Origin of the sequence: Mesorhizobium sp. M6A.T.Cr.TU.017.01.1.1, assembly GCF_004023115.1 — a bacterium.
GTDB classification, from domain to species: Bacteria; Pseudomonadota; Alphaproteobacteria; order Rhizobiales; family Rhizobiaceae; genus Mesorhizobium; species Mesorhizobium mediterraneum.
On sequence record NZ_RZTA01000022.1, the window covers coordinates 1 to 16,906 of the forward strand.

The following is a 16,906-nucleotide window of genomic DNA, read 5'->3' on the forward strand; positions in this document are numbered from 1 at the left end:
CCTCTGGGTTGGTGGCGCGCCGGAAATGGCGATCCCATCAGCTCTTCGCCGTGGCCGGAGACTTCGTTACAGGCTTCACCGCTTCGTGATCGTTCTTCTTCCCAGGACGGGGGAATGCAAGTGGCACCGGCTCCGCATGTCTTGAAATGACGTCGCTGTTCAAAACAAGCAAAAACACCGCCCGGCGGAAGCGGAGCGGTGTTGTCGGTGCGGCACGAAACCTGCCGGTGGCCTATTGCGTAAGCATTGTTTCCGAAGGCCGCTGATTAAACCCGCACTTGCCGGTCACGGTGTAGAAGAAGTCGGCTTGGGTATCTTTAAGGGCGGCGGCCGTCGGCACGGGCGATCCGCCGTCTTCCCAAGCCTGTGAACTGGGTTGGCCGCACGGCACCGCGGTGAAGATGTCCACCGGTTGGCCGCTCGCGACTTCGACGCCGTCGAGATACAACCGGTTCGATGTCGCCGTATCGTCGGACTTCAGTTTGTTGGGATTGCCCGAGGGGACATCCATCTGCAGATAGAGCCGGTTCATCTGACTGACGTTGATCACCGCGCCGGTGCCGGTGGCGGGGAAGTTGGTGGTCGCGCACGTGATCTTGAAGTAGATAGTCCTGTTGTTGTCGTTTTTGTTGGTGGTGGTGCTGGAGAAAGAACCGGCCGGCAGGGTTCCGAAGCTGGTTGTGGAGCCGACCGTCGTACAGACCTGCTGCTGAACCTTCGTCTCCATACTTCCGTTTACCGTATACACAGTTGACGTTCCGTACCCCTTTGGCTCAGCTGCCGAATAGTTTCTATTTCCAATCTTGTAAGTATAAGTATAACTTTGGAACGTGTAATCTATCTTCATCAGGCTCTGCGCGTTCGTCTCGCTGAATTTCGTGCCGTAAAGCCTCATCGTCTTGTTCCAATAGCCCGACACCTTGTCGACCTTGAAGGTGGCCTCCACCAGCGCCGGCCTCTTGCGCACCGCCGAGGCAACGCCGATCTGCACCGTCGGGATATGGGCGATCTGTATGAAATTGGTCGGCATGGCAAAGCCGGCCGAAGCATTGATGGTGGCGGTGCCGTCGGCGGCGACGACGAAGCCGTCGAGCTTGGCGGCGCCTTCCCCGCTATTGGCGGCAAATGACTCCTGCAGCTTAACCTGACGGTCCGCCAATGACGTGTCCGTCGGCAGCGTCGTAATCGACAGGGTCGCGGCATCGAGCGCGTTCTGCATCGATGCCTTGGTCGAAACGGCCGAGTTGTAGTCGAGCGAAAAGCCCAGGGTGGCAATCATCGGGATAAGTGCGATGGCGAGTATCGGCGCAAGGGAGCCGCTCTCGGAGTTGAGAAAATGACGTCCTGCTTGCGGCATGTCTTGGTTCCCCCAATGGTGACGGGTGTGCCCTATCACGCAGGGCGCGAACTATGCTCTAATGGGATGGATCAAAGTTTAACGACTTTGCTCCGCGGCCGGCAGGACAAGCGCTTCAGACGAATGCTGGCGTCCAATGCATGCGCAGCGACTGGCCGCACACCCGGCCGCTTGCCCGGGCAAGCTGCCCCTGCTAAAGCGCGCGGCATGACCACGCCGATCAAGAACATCCGCAATTTCTCCATCGTCGCCCATATCGACCATGGCAAATCCACGCTTGCCGACCGGCTGATCCAGTCCACCGGCGGGCTGGAGCTGCGCGACATGAAGGAGCAGGTGCTGGACTCGATGGACATCGAGCGCGAGCGCGGCATCACCATCAAGGCGCAGACGGTGCGGTTGAAATACCACGCCAGCAATGGCGAGGATTATATCCTCAACCTGATCGACACGCCCGGCCATGTCGACTTCGCCTACGAAGTGTCGCGGTCGCTGGCCGCCTGCGAGGGCTCGCTGCTGGTCGTCGACGCATCTCAGGGCGTCGAGGCGCAGACGCTGGCCAATGTCTACCAGGCCATCGACAACAACCACGAGATCGTCGTGGTGCTGAACAAGGTCGACCTGCCGGCCGCCGAACCCGAGCGCATCCGCGAGCAGGTCGAGGAGGTGATCGGCATCGACGCCTCCAACGCCGTGCTGATCTCGGCCAAGACCGGGCTGGGCATTCCCGACGTGCTGGAGGCGATCGTCAACGATTTGCCGCCGCCGCGCGAAGGCGACATCGCAGCCCCGCTGAAGGCGATGCTGGTCGACAGCTGGTACGACGCCTATCTCGGCGTCATCGTGCTGGTCCGCATCATCGACGGCGTGCTGAAGAAGGGCCAGACCATCCGTATGATGGGCACCGGCGCCAAGTACCTGGTCGAGCGCACCGGCGTCTTCACGCCTGCCCGCATCAATGTCGACGAGCTCGGCCCCGGCGAGTTCGGCTTCTTCACCGGCTCGATCAAGGAAGTCGCCGACACCCGCGTCGGCGACACCATCACCGAGGACAAGCGCCAGACGGCGCAGGCCCTGCCCGGCTTCAAGCCGGCGCAGCCGGTGGTGTTCTGCGGCCTGTTCCCGGTCGACGCCGCCGATTTCGAGGATCTGCGCGCCGCGGTCGGCAAGCTGCGCCTCAACGACGCTTCTTTCTCTTATGAGATGGAAACCAGTGCCGCGCTCGGCTTCGGCTATCGCTGTGGCTTCCTCGGCCTGCTGCATCTCGAAATCATCCAGGAGCGGCTGGAGCGCGAGTTCAACCTCGACCTCATCGCCACCGCGCCCTCGGTCGTCTACCGGCTGCTGTTGAACGACGGCACGACCAAGGAATTGCACAACCCGGCCGACATGCCCGACGTGGTCAAAATCCAGGCCATCGAGGAGCCATGGATCCGCGCCACCATCCTGACGCCGGACGAGTATCTCGGCGGCATTCTAAAGCTCTGCCAGGACCGGCGCGGCATCCAGGCCGACCTGTCGTATGTCGGCAAGCGTGCCATGCTCACCTACGACCTGCCGCTCAACGAGGTCGTCTTCGACTTCTATGACCGGCTGAAGTCGATCTCCAAGGGCTACGCCTCCTTCGACTATCATTTGACCGACTACAAGGAAGGCGATCTGGTGAAGATGTCGATCCTGGTCAATGAGGAGCCGGTCGACGCGCTGTCGATGCTGGTCCACCGCACGGCGGCGGAAAAGCGCGGCCGGCTGATGTGCGAGAAGCTCAAGGAGCTGATCCCGAACCATCTGTTCAAGATCCCGATCCAGGCCGCAATCGGCGGCAAGGTCATTGCCCGCGAAACGATCTCGGCGCTGCGCAAGGACGTCACGGCCAAGTGCTACGGCGGCGACGTCTCGCGCAAGCGCAAGCTGCTCGACAAGCAGAAAGAGGGCAAGAAGCGGATGCGCCAGTTCGGCAAAGTGGATATTCCGCAGGAGGCATTTATCCAGGCGCTGAAGATGGGGGATTGAGCGGGCCGGCCTTTCGGCCGGACGCATCGACCGGGTGGGTCGATGCGAGCGCAAGTCCGGGTGGGAGCTGCCGCAGGCAGCGGGTCCCACCCCGGGGGTTGCGGCAGCGCGGTGACTCAATTGACGTGCTGAGCGCGCCAACTTATCGATCCGGCGAATCGATGCCAGGCTTCGAGGCCGATGGTGATGCCTTCATCGCCGCCAACGTAGAGGATCCACTACACTGACGACGCTTCGCATTGGGACACGCTGGCGGCTTATTTCCCGATAAAGTGTATCAACCATCAGGACGAGTACTCGAAGGACGGCGCTCGCACCAATCAGTCAGAATCGTTTTTCTCGCGTCTGCGCTGTGCTGAAATCGGCATTCATCATCGCATCGCTGGCGACCATCTCGGCTCCTATGCCGCCGAGATGGCATGGCAGGAAGATAACCGCCGCAAGACGAACGGCACTCGGTGCGCAATGGTTGTCAGCGCAGTAAGTGTCGCGCCGAAGTCGGTCCGGTGGTGCGGCTACTGGCAGCGCCGGACCTAAGGCTCTAGTGCTTAGACGGCATAAGGGCCTTGATCTTTTCCAACTTGGCGATGAACTCGCCGAGATCGTCGGCGTTGTCGAACTGATATTGCCCCGACACTGTTTCCATGTCGAACATGATCGGCTTCGAAGGGGCGGCAACTGGCTGCGGCCTCGCAAATGGGTCCCAAACCGGCGACTGTGTCTTTTCCATAGATCCACCCTTGGTCGGTTCCTGGTCAGGCTTGGTCTGACCCTCTGGAGGGCCGGATTCTAAAGGCGATTTTGTGGCAGCGCCACCCCTCAACCCTGCAAACTGGATGTTATCTTTCAGAATACTCAAGAGCGCCCGTGCGGACTGGTCGTTAAGATGACGTTCAATTTTGAGATGGCTTCTCGCAACAGGATCAGCCGGAAGACCCTCTGACCATCCATCCTTTTCCCATAGGATTTTGAACAAAGTGGGCGACAACGCGAATGTCGCCAACATCCCTTGGCGCACCTCGTCGCGCTCATCGAGAAAATATTTGCGCGCCTCGTTTGTCAGTCTGACCTTGCGGTCATCGTTTGCGCCGTCATCATCAAGCAAGCCATACGCCTTAAGGGCGCTGATCGTCTGAAAGCCGCCACTGCTCTTAGGGCTGTAGCCCCACAATTCGAACGCAGTGGATACAGCCATTTGCTTGCCGCTGCGGTCGCCCTCATAGATTTGCCCCGCTCGACCTAGCGCTTTCTCTAGGCTGATGAACGGGAAGCGCACTGTCGTATCGGCGGCCATCGTGGGCATCTCCATCTTGAGTGGCAACAGAGATAGGCCCGCCCGTTTCTGAATACAACATATTTCTTTTTCAGTTCTCCATGACCCTTGACACAGAAACGGCAGCAGCATCTATTCCCGGTGCTGGCTTGCGATCATCTCGATTCGATGAGGGCGGGTTAGCAAGCGGAAAAAAGTAAGAGCTTCCAGCCCCGATCTTGGGACTGGAAGCTCACACGAAGGAGATGCGATGGAACCCATATGACGCCCGCTTCCTGATCTGACGAGGTTTGCCGACCTGGTCAGTTTCAGCAGCCGCCGCTGGGCGGTAGGAGCCGGGGCAGAAATGCTCCGGTTCCACACTGGTCCGGAAATCGTTCCGGATCAGAACATGCTACCGAATAAACGGCGCACAGCAACGCAGCGACAATGATTCATCCGTGATTCAGCGTCAACTGTTTATTCGGTCGCATCCTTTTCGAAAGGAAAAGGCAATGCACGACCGGAAGGTCACCCCGGACATGGTTCCGGTTATCAAGCTGGCCCGCGATCTGGGCATCAACTACGCGCTCATCGCGTCGTACTACCAGATTAATCAGGGCCGGATCGCGGACGTCATGAAGGGGCGCTTGTTCCCAGATATTTCGCCTGCGATCGAACTCCCCGCTGACTTCCCGATGACGGCGGCGGCTTAAACGAAAAGAGGGGGCGGCCCACAGGTCGCCCTCTCCTTGACGTATCCTCCCTAGCTTCGAGGAACATGAAATGCGCACCACTCTAGACACCACCGCCGCAATTGGCCTAGCCATCGGCGGCGCCTTCGGCCTGGCCGGAACCTTTGTTGCCAGCGCTCCGCTGCGCGAAACGCTCTGGACGATCGACGGCGTAGCACTTGCGGTGGCGACCGCGTTGCTCACCATGAAATACCAGCGGCTGGGCAATGACTGTGTCGCGGCCGGGTTCCTCACCTTCCTCGCCGGCGAGACCTTGATCATGGCCGGCAATGCGGCGGGGCTGGAGGCCAGCGTGCCCTCCTATGTCGGCGGCATTTCGCTGTGGGCGGCAGGGCTTGCCCTGATCGGCGCCGCGAACACATTCGCCCTGTGGATGCGGCTCACCGGCCTGATTGCCGCCATCCTGTTTGTCGCAACAGTGGGCATGGTGCTGTGGGGTGCGCCCTTGCTGCCGACCTCGGCGCCGCTGCCCGCCGCCGGCTATCCGTTCCTGGTGCTGACCTTCATCGGCTGGATCTGGACCTTGCTGAAGCCCGGTCGATGAGGCAACGGGGAAGCATGTTGTGAATGCGCCGGGCTCGCCGATGCGTCTCAGGTCGCACAAAGTAGGCGATCCTTCACGCCCCCCTCTGTCCTGCCGGACATCTCCCCCACGAGGGGGGAGATCGCCACTTGACGCCCTTCGCGCAGCAGCCCTAGCCTGTCCGCAACCCAGGAGACCCCACCCATGGCAGGCATGGTCGAAGGCGAAAAAATCGATGTCGGCTTTTCCGGCCGGCGCTGCATCCATTCGCGCAATTGCGTGCTGGGCGATCCGCATGTCTTCGTGCCCAACGCGCCCGGCCAGTGGATCCATCCCGAGGCGGCCAGTGTCGAGAAGATCGTGGCGATCGCCGAAAGCTGTCCGTCGGGCGCCATTACCTATGTCAGGAAGGATGGCGGCCCGCAGGAGAGGCCACCGGTGGTCAACACCGTGCGCATCCGGGAAAACGGCCCGCTGGCGCTGCATGCCGAGATCGTGCTGGGCGACGAGAATTTTTATCGCGCCACGCTCTGCCGCTGCGGCGCTTCGGAAAACAAGCCGTTCTGCGACGGCAGCCACAACAAATCAGGTTTTGCCGCCACCGGCGAGCCGGCGCTGAAGGACACGCCGACGCTGGACGCGAGGAACGGCCCGCTGACGGTGACGCCGACCACCAACGGCCCGCTCAAGCTCGAGGGCAATGTCGAAATCGTCACCGGCAACGGCCACACGGTCGAGCGCACGCAACGCACCTTCCTCTGCCGCTGCGGCCACTCCGCCAACAAGCCGTTTTGCGATGGCAGCCACAAGCGCGTGGGGTTTGTGGGGTAGGCGGTCGTTAGACGGCTCGCACCTGTTAGGGCGGCGATCCTGCCCACCCCCCTCTGTCCTGCCGGACATCTCCCCCGCAAGGGGGGAGATTGGCAGCTTCGCCGGCGGCACCCTGTTTACAGCGTTGAAAATTCGCGAAGGCGTCGGTGACATCCGATCTCCCCCCTTGCGGGGGAGATGTCCGGCAGGACAGAGGGGGGTGCTGTCCCTCCAGCGTTGGGCTAGCCTCCTGAACTCTCCATCGTGGCCCAGCGCTCGCGGCTTTATCCGCGGTTCCGTATCGGCTAAGGGGCGGGGACGAAATTCGCCGGACCGCTGACAGAATATGACCGCCAAGACCAAATCCTCCCCCCTGTTCCTCGGCATAGACACCGGCGGCACCTATACCGACGCCGTGCTGTGGTCGGAAGCCGGCGGGCCTAACGGCAAAGTGCTGGCCAAGGCCAAGGCGCTGACCACCCGCCACGACCTCGCGGTCGGCATTTCGGGCGCGGTCGACGCGGTGCTGCAAAAGTCCGGCACCGATCCTGCTGCCATAAAACTGGTGTCGATGTCGACGACGCTTGCCACCAACGCGCTGGTCGAGGGGCAGGGCGGGCGCGTGGCGCTGGTGATGATCGGTTTTTCCGAAGGCGACCTCGCCCGCGACGGGCTGAAGGCCGCCCTCGGCACCGACCCCGTGGTGTTCTGCCCCGGCGGCCATGATGTCCATGGCAATGCCGCCAAGCTCGACCTGTCCGGGTTGGAGGCAGCGCTGCCGGAACTCGGCGCCTCGGTGTCCGGCTTTGCCGTCTGCGCCTATTTCGCCACCCGCAATCCCGCGCATGAGCTTGCCGCTCGCGACCTCATCCGCGAAAAGACCGGCCTGCCGGTCACCGCCAGCCACGAGCTTTCGGCCAAGCTCGGCGGCCCGCGCCGGGCGCTGACGACGCTGCTCAACGCCCGGCTGATCTCGATGATCGACCGGCTGGTCGCGGCGACCGAAGGTTTTCTTGGCCAGCGTGGCATCGCCGCACCGCTGATGGTGGTGCGCGGCGACGGCGCGCTGGTCTCGGCCGCCTTTGCCCGCCAGCGGCCGATCGAGACGATTCTTTCAGGCCCGGCCGCCAGCCTTGTCGGCGCCCGCCACATGACCGGGCTCGACAATGCTGTCGTCTCCGACATCGGCGGCACCACCACGGACGTCGCCGTGCTCGACGGGGGCCGTCCCAGGCTCGACCCGGAAGGCGCTACCGTCGGCGGTTTCCGCACCATGGTCGAGGCTGTCGCCATGCGCACTTTTGGGCTCGGCGGCGATTCCGAAGTGGCGCTGGAGGATGGCGCGCTCAACCCAAGAATCCTGCTCGGGCCGCGCCGCCTGGTGCCGCTGGCGCTGGCCGGCATGGTGCATGGCGAAGCCGTCACATCAGAACTGGAGCGCCAGCTGCGGGCGCCGAACCCCGGCCGCATGGATGGCCGCTTCGCCGTCCGCACCGGCGTGCCGGAGCGGCTGGCCGCGGGCCTGACCGGCGCCGAAGCCAAGCTTTACGAGCTGATCGGTGCTGTGCCGCTCGCCCTCGACAGGCTTTTGACCTCTAACGCCCAGAACGCCACCTTGAACCGGCTGGTGTCGCGCGGGCTGGTGCATATCGCCGGCTTCACGCCGTCGGACGCCGCCCATGTGCTGGGCAAGCAGGCCAATTGGGATGCCGCCCCGGCCCGCCTGGGTGCGGAGCTGTTCGCCCGCAAGCGCGACGGCCGCGGGCAATCAATAGCCGCCTCGCCGGAGGCGATATCGGAACGGGTGCTGACCACGCTGACCCGCCTGTCGGCGGAAGTCATTCTCGAAACCGCCTTTGCCGAGGACGGGTTGGATGGCGCGGCGACCGTCGCCCATGCGCTGGTCCAGCGCGCCGTCGATTCCCATCCCGGCATCGCCCGTCTCAGCGTCACGCTAGACCGTCCGGTCATCGGCCTCGGCGCCTCGGCGCCGCTGCATTATGTCGGGCTGCCACCGCTGGTCGGCAATGACTGCGTTGTGCCGGAGGATACCGATGTCGCCAACGCGCTCGGCGCCGTCGTCGGCCAGGTCCGCGTCTCGGCGGAAGCGCGCGTCAGCCAGCCCAAGGAAGGGCTGTTTCGCGTTGCTTCGGGCGAAACCGTGCGCGATTTTATCGACGAGGCGGCGGCGATCGCCGCGGCGGAAACCGACGTGCGCGCCATTGCCGCCGGACGGGCCAGGGAAGCCGGCACCGACAGCGCCGAGATCGAGGTCGCCAGCGAGTTCCGCGTCTCCACCGTCGAGGGCCAGCGCATGTTCATCGAGGCGCATGTCGTGGCGGTGGCGTCGGGAAGGCCGAGGATTGCGGTGTGAGCGCGTAATCTCCCCCCTCGAGGGGGAGATGTCGCCGAAGGCGACAGAGGGGGTCGCCGCGCGTGCAGCGCTACTTCCTTCTGTCGCAGGAGGCCGAGCCCGGTCGGACCGACCCCCTCTGGCCTGCCGGCCATCTCCCCCTCAAGGGGGGAGATTGGCAGCTTCGCCGACTTCGAAAATCTTCCCCTTCACCCTAAGCTGAATTGACCGTGCTACCCTGACATGCCAAAGGCCCGGCCAAAGCCTTTCATCTTGGAGAAGCCCTGATGACCGATCGCGTCGAAATCGCCGGATTGCGGATTGCCCGCGAGCTTTATGATTTCGTCGTGAACGAGGCGCTGCGGGGCACCGGCATTGCCGCCAACGCCTTTTGGACCGGCTTCTCGGCCATCGTGCACGACCTTTCGCCGAAGAACCGGGCGCTGCTGGAAAAGCGCGACGCCCTGCAGGACCAGATCGACCGCTGGTATCGCGACAATAGCGCGCCCAGCGACATGGAAGCCTACAAGGCGTTCCTCAAGGAGATCGGCTATCTCGTGCCGGAAGGGCCGGCCTTCTCGGTCGCGACGGAAAATGTCGACCCGGAGATCTCGGTGATTGCCGGGCCGCAATTGGTAGTGCCGGTGATGAACGCGCGCTATGCGCTGAACGCCGCCAATGCGCGCTGGGGCTCGCTCTATGACGCGCTCTACGGCACCGACGCCATTCCCGAGACCGACGGCGCCGAGAAGGGCGGGAGGTTCAATCCCGTGCGCGGTGCCAAGGTGATAGCCTGGGCGAAGGTTTTTCTCGACGAGTCGGTGCCGGTTACCTCGGGAAAATGGGCAGGGGTGAACGGGCTTTCGGTTGCCAACGGCATGTTGCGGCTGGGCGAGGGCGCCGGCGCTACCACGCTTGCCGACCCAAAACAGTTTGCCGGCTATCGTGGCGATGCCGACAATCCCGAGGCCGTCCTGCTCACCAGGAATGGCCTGCATATCGAAATATCAATCGACCGCAGCAACCAGATCGGCAAGACCGATCCGGCCGGCATTGCCGACGTTGTGCTGGAATCGGCGCTGACCACCATCCAGGATTGCGAGGATTCGGTCGCGGCGGTCGATGCGCAGGACAAGGTCGTGGTCTACCGCAACTGGCTCGGCCTGATGAAGGGCGACCTTGCCGAGGAGATCACCAAGGGCGGCAAGACGTTTACGCGAAAGCTCAATCCCGACCGGTCGTACACCACGCCCGATGGCAGCGCGCTGACGCTGCCCGGCCGCTCGCTGATGCTGATCCGCAACGTCGGTCACCTCATGACCAATCCGGCGATATCGGACAGCGACGGCAACGAGGTGCCGGAAGGCATTCTGGATGCGGCGATGACGGCGCTGATCGCGCTGCACGATGTCGGGCCGAACGGACGCCGGCAAAACTCCCGCGCCGGCTCGATGTACGTCGTGAAACCCAAGATGCACGGACCGGAGGAAGTCGCCTTCGCCGTCGAGATATTCGACCGCGTCGAGGCGCTGCTGGGGATGCCAGCGAATACCATCAAGATGGGCATCATGGACGAGGAGCGGCGCACCACCGTCAACCTCAAGGAGGCGATCCGCGCCGCGAAGGACCGCGTCGTCTTCATCAACACCGGCTTCCTCGACCGCACCGGCGACGAGATCCACACCTCGATGGAAGCCGGCCCGATGATCCGCAAGGGCGATATGAAGCAGGCCGCCTGGATTGCCGCCTACGAGGCCTGGAACGTCGACACCGGGCTGGAATGCGGGCTGGCCGGCCATGCCCAGATCGGCAAGGGCATGTGGGCGATGCCCGACCTGATGGCGGCGATGCTGGCGGAGAAGATCGCCCACCCCAAGGCCGGCGCCAACACCGCCTGGGTGCCGTCGCCGACGGCGGCGACGCTGCACGCCACCCACTATCACAAGGTCGATGTGCATGCCGTCCAAGTGGCGCTGAAGAGCCGGCCGAAGGCCAAGCTCGACGACATCCTGTCGGTGCCGGTCGCGGTGCGGCCGAACTGGTCTCCGGAAGAGATCCAGAAGGAGCTCGACAACAACGCGCAAGGCATTCTGGGTTATGTCGTGCGCTGGATCGACCAGGGCGTCGGCTGCTCGAAAGTGCCTGACATCAACGATGTCGGCCTGATGGAGGACCGCGCCACGCTGCGCATTTCCTCGCAGCACATCGCCAACTGGCTGCACCATGGCGTCTGCACCTCAGACCAGGTGATGGAGACGATGAAGCGCATGGCCGGCGTCGTCGACCGCCAGAACGCAGGCGATCCGCTCTACCACCCGATGGCGCCCGACTTCGACAAGTCGATCGCCTTCCTCGCTGCCTGCGACTTGGTTTTCAAAGGCCGCACCCAGCCCAACGGCTACACCGAGCCGGTGCTGCACGCGAAGCGGCTGGAGCTGAAGGCGCGGGAACGGGCGGGATAGACGGCCGCTTTGCGCCGCTTCGGCACCGCAGTGGTTGCGGCCTCCTCCGTGAGAAGCGGAGGGCAACTCGTCCATGGCGTGACGTTGGCCGGAACTGTGTCGTTGCCCTCACATCCTTCTGGATTTTAGATTTTAGTTGCTTCTAAAATAAAAATGGAGCAACAATACTGGTAGGGGAATGCTAGGCGGGGTCGGGGATGCGAAAGCTCTTTGCCATTGCAGCAATGATCGTCTTTGTAGTGCAAGGTTGTGCGTCAACATCTTTTAAAGATCTGAAGCCAATCAGCCAGACCGACATATATAAGGTTATCGCGGAGGTAAAACGGCAACTTGGCGTCTATACAGCTTATCAGCGATCGCCCTTAGGCTACCCGTCTGTGATTGCTAACTCACGGACCAAGGTTTGCGGCAATGGTTTACTCGGATTTGATATAGTTTCTGTCAAGATGGAACTGCTTTCGACATCGGAAGGCACCGTAAGTGCTGGCGTGGCTGTCAGCCCCGTACCTGTGGGCGGAGGGGCCGTTGGAGGCAGCGTTGGGGCGAGCCAAGTGACAACCGATAGCCAGGTCCTCCTCATTCAGGAGGAGGTCTCGCTGAGCAGCAAGGCGCTCGACTATCAGCCAGGTGCGCTCGAAAATGCCCCGATAGCCAAAGCAATGGTCAATCTGTGGAGCGCTGCATTGCAGAGCGGTGGCGATGCTAGTGACATATGCTTGAAGTTGAAGCAGGGATCGACCGATGCGAATACGTTTAAAATGTCCATCAATGTTGTGAAAGGTATAAATGGCAAGGTGAGTGTGGGTCTTGCTCCCGTTACACTCACCGGGGGCGGTGAGTTCAAGGGCACTACCGGCAACACGATCACGGTGAAGTTCGAGCCGCATGATTTCAGGCAGCCCCCTCCGCCTCGCCCGCGGCCATGTCTTCCCAGAGACACGCGCCCGGAATGCCAGAAGCATTTCATTCCAGCCTGAAGAGGCGACCGTCTAAGCCGCCTGCGCCATCCGCTCCGAACTCATGCGATAGGAAATCGCCTCGGCCAGATGAATACGGCCGACCGCCTCGCTGGCGTCGAGATCGGCCAGCGTGCGCGCCACTTTCAGCACGCGGTGATAGGCGCGGGCCGAAAAGCCGAGCTTTTCGCTGGCGTCTTTCAGCAGCGACAGGCCCGATGCATCCGGCATGGCGATCTCCTCGATGACCGAGGGCGAGCAATGCGCGTTGGTGGTGGCGGAGGTCGCGCCGAGCCGCTCGAAACGCTCTCGCTGGATGGTGCGGGCGCGCGCCACGCGCAGCGCCACCGCGGCACTTTTCTCCGCCCGGTCCGGCCGGATGAGATCGCTGGCCGAGACCGCCGGCACTTCGATCCGGAGATCGATGCGATCGAGCAGCGGGCCGGAAATGCGCGCCTGATAATCGGTGCGGCAACGGTCGCCGCGCAGGCAGCGATAGCCCGGCTCGCCGGCCATGCCGCAGCGGCACGGGTTCATCGCCGCGACCAGCTGGATGCGGGCCGGATAGGTGACGCGATGATTGGCGCGGGCGATCATGCAGTCGCCGGTCTCCAGCGGCTGGCGCAGCGCATCGAGCGCCTGCGGCGAGAATTCGGGAAACTCGTCGAGGAACAGCACGCCGTGATGGGCAAGCGACGCCTCGCCCGGCCGCACGCGCAGGCCACCGCCGACCATCGCCGCCATCGAAGCCGAATGGTGCGGCGCGCGGAATGGCCGCCGGTCGGTCAGTTTTCCCTCACCGAGTTCGCCGGCCACCGACGCGATCATCGAGACTTCGAGCAATTCCCTCGGCGCCAGCGGTGGCAGGATCGACGGCAACCGCTGCGCCAGCATCGATTTTCCCGACCCCGGCGGTCCGATCATCAGCAGATTATGGCCGCCGGCGGCCGCCACTTCGAGCGCCCGCTTGGCGGTTTCCTGGCCCTTGATGTCGGCGAGATCAGGCAGGTCGCGCGCCGAGGCATGGATGCCGGCTTCCGGCCGCGAGAGAACCTGGGTGCCGCGAAAATGATTGGCGATGGCGATCAGGCTGCGCGGCGCCAGAATGTCGAAATCCTTGCCGGCCCAGGCCGCTTCCGGTCCGCAGGCGAAAGGGCAGATCAGGCCTTTGCCCTCGGCATTGGCGCCGATCGCCGCCGGCAGCGCGCCGGCCACCGCGGCGATAGTGCCGTCGAGCGACAGCTCGCCAAGCACGACATAGCCGGCCAGCATGTCGCCCGGAATGGCGCCAAGCGCCGCCATCAGGCCGAGCGCGATCGGCAGGTCGTAATGGCTGCCTTCCTTCGGCAGATCCGCCGGCGCCAGATTGACGGTAACCTTCTTCGACGGCATCGACAGGCCCGATGCGTGCAATGCCGCCTGCACCCGCTCGCGGCTTTCGGCCACCGCCTTGTCGGCGAGGCCGACGATGTGCATGTTGACCTTGCCCGGCGCGATCATCACCTGCACGTCGACCGGCACGGCCTCGATGCCCTGGAAAGCGACCGTGCGGACCCGCGCAACCATTTTTTCACCCCGGATGCAGGCTTGCCCAAGCCTCTGCGATCATGCCGCGAACGGCTTCACCAGAGACAACCACAGATTTACGGCCAAGGCAAGAACATTAGGGGAACAGACAAATACCATTGCTGCCAGGAAGTTGCGTCAGAGTTGCGGGCTCGAAATGCGCCTGGGAAGGCTACTTGCGCTTGCCCTCGACCGCATCCCAGAAGAGGCTCGCAATATCGGCGCCGCCGAAGCGTTTTACCTCGCGCACGCCGGTCGGCGACGTCACGTTGATCTCGGTCATGTAGTCGCCGATCACGTCGATGCCGACGAGGATAAAACCGCGCTCCTTCAGCGACGGGCCGATGCGGGCGCAGATCTCGCGCTCGCGCGCCGTCAGTTCGGTTTTTTCGGCGCGGCCGCCGACATGCATGTTGGAGCGTGAATCATGCTCGGCCGGCACCCGGTTGATGGCGCCGACCGGCTCGCCGTCGATCAGGATGATACGCTTGTCGCCCTTGCGCACGTCCTTCAGATAACGCTGCACGATGTAGGGCTCGCGGAACATCTGGCCGAACATCTCGAGCAGCGAGGCGAGATTGCGGTCGGCCTCGTGCAGATGGAAGATGCCCGCGCCGCCATTGCCGTAGAGCGGCTTGACGATGATGTCGCCGAACTCCTTGCGGAAGGCGGCGACCTCCAGCGGATCCTTGGTGATCAGCGTTTCCGGCATCAGGTCGGGAAACTCGGTGACGAAGATCTTTTCCGGGCTGTTGCGCACCCAGGCCGGGTCGTTGACCACCAGCGTCTTGGGATGGATACGCTCGAGTATGTGCGTCGAGGTGATGTAGTTCATGTCGAAGGGCGGATCCTGCCTGAGCAGGACGACGTCCATCTCCGACAGGTCGGTGCGCACTTCTTCGCCGAGCGAATAGTGATCGCCCTTCTCATCGCGGACCTGCATTGCCTCGATGCGGGCAAACACCTTGCCGCCGCGCAGCGACAGCCGGTCGGGCGTATAGTGGAACAGCTGGTGACCGCGGCGCTGCGCTTCCAGCGACAGCGCAAACGAAGTGTCGCCGGCAATCGAGACGGTGGAGATGTGGTCCATCTGGACGGCGATTTTCAATTTCATGGCGGCTCTCCGGCGCACTTGGAGCGACGTGCGTCCATTTGGACGCACAAAGTACGCTCCAACACTTTGAATCTATCCATCGTGCTTTCCGAAAATCGATTCCGCTTTTCGGGCCGATGCATCGACGACAGCGATATACGGAACTCGGCGCCTTCTGCCAATCGGCCCAAGACCTATATCGGCTAAGACCTATATGGGGCCGCGCTTCGCTTGGCGCAGCCCTTCACCGATCGAAGACCAGCCTGGAATAACCGAGGAAGGAGAGCGCCATCGCGACCAGCGAGGCGATGGCAAGTGCCGTCAGCGGCGGCATTGCCGGCAGCGCCATCAGGATGGCGCAATAGGCGAGGTAATTGAAGATGCTGGTGGCGATGCCGACGCCGCCATAGCGTGCGCCCTCTTGCGCGATGCCGCGGCTCGACGGCGAGAAGGTCAGGTGGCGGTTGATGGCCCAGGTGACGGACAGCGCAAAGCCGATCGAGACGACACGTGCGACGAAGGGTCCAAGCTGCGTGAAGGCCAGCAGAAGCCACAGCGCCGCCGCGTCGACGACGAAACCGACGCCGCCGGCGAAAACGAAACGCAGGACACGTTTCATCTCGGCTTAGAGCCTGTTCCATCCCGATGGGGTGGGGATGGGGCTCTTTCTTGTTTGACTATGATCTTATCCGAAAACCGGTTCCCACTTTTCGGGATCATGGTCTAGGCCGCCCGTGGGGTCTTGCCCGGTCCGGTCTTTAAGGTCGAGGGCGCGCCTGTGCGTTCGCGTTCGACCCGTCCGGAGGGCATCGACAGATAGAAGATGCGCTTCTGCTCGGCCCGGCCGCGCGATACCGAATCGAGGATCAGGCCGGTCACCGCCGCCAGCATCGACAGAAGCACAAGGCCGACCGACAGCACCCAGGTCGGCATGCGTGGGACAAGGCCGGTTTCGACGAACTCGATCAGCACCGGTGTCATCAGGAACAGGCTCGATGCCAGGAAGAGCACCGCGAAGGCGCCGAAAAAGCGCAGCGGCTGCGTCTCCTTCATCAGCATGGCGAACATCCACAGGATCTTCGCGCCGTCGCGATAGGTCGACAGTTTCGACGAGGAGCCCTCCGGCCGGCGGCCATAGTCGAGCCCGATCTCGCTGACCGGCAATTTGAGCTGCGAGGCGTGGACCGACATTTCGGTCTCGATCTCGAAGCCACCGGAGACGGCGGGAAAGCTCTTGACGAAGCGCCTGGTGAAGGCGCGGTAGCCGGAGAAGATGTCGGTGAACTCGCTGCCGAACAGCCATTTGTAGAGGCGATTGAAGACGCTGTTGCCGAAGGCATGGCCAGTCCTGCCGGCATCGTCGGTGACGCCTCGCCTTGTCCCGACCACCATGTCGGAGCGCTCGGTGAGCAGCGTGTTGATCAGTTGCGGTGCGTCCTCCGGCGCATAGGTGCCGTCGCCGTCGGCCATCAGATAGATGTCGGCTTCGATGTCGGCGAACATGCGGCGCACCACATTGCCCTTGCCCTGGCGCGGCTCGCGGATGACGGTAGCGCCGGCCGCGCGGGCTCGGAGCGCCGTCAGATCGCGCGAATTGTTGTCATAGACATAGATCGCGGCCGTAGGCAGGGTTTCGCGAAAACGCCGCACCACGTCCGCGATCGTCAGCTCCTCGTTGTAGCAAGGCAGAAGCACGGCGATGGCGGGTTCGTAGCGAACTTCTTGCGGCATTTTCGTCTCCGGATGCCTTGGCCCGGGTCCTTGGC

At 63.1% G+C, this 16,906-nt stretch carries 13 protein-coding genes and 1 pseudogene; 8 read left to right on the forward strand and 6 right to left on the reverse strand.

Translation table 11 applies throughout. The features are described 5' to 3' along the window. Positions 1–232: 232 nt before the first annotated feature. Positions 233–1,357: a TadE/TadG family type IV pilus assembly protein gene (locus tag EOB36_RS09715; RefSeq protein WP_128284754.1), complete on the reverse strand. Its 1,125-nt coding sequence runs from the start codon at positions 1,355–1,357 to the stop codon at positions 233–235. Positions 1,358–1,564: 207 nt separating this feature from the next. Here EOB36_RS09715 and lepA point away from each other — a divergent pair, with 207 nt between their 5' ends. Both lepA and EOB36_RS09725 read left to right on the forward strand, forming a co-directional pair. Further along, complete coding sequence (lepA, locus tag EOB36_RS09720) at positions 1,565–3,370, forward strand: translation elongation factor 4 (RefSeq protein ID WP_128284755.1); 1,806 nt, start codon at positions 1,565–1,567, stop codon at positions 3,368–3,370. A gap of 213 nt (positions 3,371–3,583) precedes the next feature. Beyond that, positions 3,584–3,907 (forward strand): annotated as a pseudogene (locus EOB36_RS09725) (transposase); the annotation flags it as partial. 4 nt (positions 3,908–3,911) lie between these two features. On the opposite strand, the gene EOB36_RS09730 reads toward EOB36_RS09725, so the two are convergent. After that, positions 3,912–4,664, reverse strand: a complete 753-nt coding sequence (locus tag EOB36_RS09730; protein ID WP_128284756.1) for a hypothetical protein — start codon at positions 4,662–4,664, stop codon at positions 3,912–3,914. Between the two features lie 473 nt (positions 4,665–5,137). On the opposite strand from EOB36_RS09730, the gene EOB36_RS09735 reads away from it, so the two are divergent. The 6 genes from EOB36_RS09735 (at position 5,138) to EOB36_RS09760 (ending at position 12,502) form a co-directional block, all read left to right on the forward strand. Then, a complete protein-coding gene (locus EOB36_RS09735; protein WP_128284757.1) occupies positions 5,138–5,338 on the forward strand; it encodes a hypothetical protein in 201 nt (66 codons plus the stop codon). 70 nt (positions 5,339–5,408) lie between these two features. Beyond that, positions 5,409–5,921, forward strand: coding sequence for a hypothetical protein (locus EOB36_RS09740; RefSeq protein WP_128284758.1), 513 nt, complete (start codon positions 5,409–5,411; stop codon positions 5,919–5,921). Between the two features lie 183 nt (positions 5,922–6,104). After that, positions 6,105–6,731: a CDGSH iron-sulfur domain-containing protein gene (locus EOB36_RS09745; protein WP_128284759.1), complete on the forward strand. Its 627-nt coding sequence runs from the start codon at positions 6,105–6,107 to the stop codon at positions 6,729–6,731. Positions 6,732–7,056: 325 nt separating this feature from the next. After that, the gene (locus EOB36_RS09750) at positions 7,057–9,084 is read left to right on the forward strand and encodes a hydantoinase/oxoprolinase family protein (RefSeq protein WP_128284760.1); all 2,028 of its coding nucleotides are present in this window, start codon (positions 7,057–7,059) and stop codon (positions 9,082–9,084) included. A gap of 266 nt (positions 9,085–9,350) precedes the next feature. Continuing rightward, a complete protein-coding gene (locus EOB36_RS09755) occupies positions 9,351–11,525 on the forward strand; it encodes a malate synthase G (RefSeq protein WP_128284761.1) in 2,175 nt (724 codons plus the stop codon). A 197-nt stretch (positions 11,526–11,722) separates the two neighbouring features. After that, positions 11,723–12,502, forward strand: a complete 780-nt coding sequence (locus tag EOB36_RS09760) for a hypothetical protein (protein ID WP_128284762.1) — start codon at positions 11,723–11,725, stop codon at positions 12,500–12,502. 12 nt (positions 12,503–12,514) lie between these two features. Here EOB36_RS09760 and EOB36_RS09765 read toward each other — a convergent pair whose 3' ends face one another. The 4 genes from EOB36_RS09765 to EOB36_RS09780 all read right to left on the reverse strand — a co-directional run bounded on the left by EOB36_RS09765 (position 12,515) and on the right by EOB36_RS09780 (position 16,871). After that, a complete protein-coding gene (locus EOB36_RS09765; protein WP_128284763.1) occupies positions 12,515–14,047 on the reverse strand; it encodes a YifB family Mg chelatase-like AAA ATPase in 1,533 nt (510 codons plus the stop codon). Positions 14,048–14,219: 172 nt separating this feature from the next. Next, a complete protein-coding gene (gene gshB / locus EOB36_RS09770; protein WP_095484675.1) occupies positions 14,220–15,161 on the reverse strand; it encodes a glutathione synthase in 942 nt (313 codons plus the stop codon). Between the two features lie 223 nt (positions 15,162–15,384). Continuing rightward, positions 15,385–15,759 (reverse strand): GtrA family protein, encoded by a 375-nt coding sequence (locus EOB36_RS09775; protein WP_095484674.1) that lies wholly within the window; start codon positions 15,757–15,759, stop codon positions 15,385–15,387. Between the two features lie 104 nt (positions 15,760–15,863). Next, positions 15,864–16,871, reverse strand: coding sequence for a glycosyltransferase (locus tag EOB36_RS09780; protein ID WP_128284764.1), 1,008 nt, complete (start codon positions 16,869–16,871; stop codon positions 15,864–15,866). Positions 16,872–16,906: the final 35 nt, after the last annotated feature.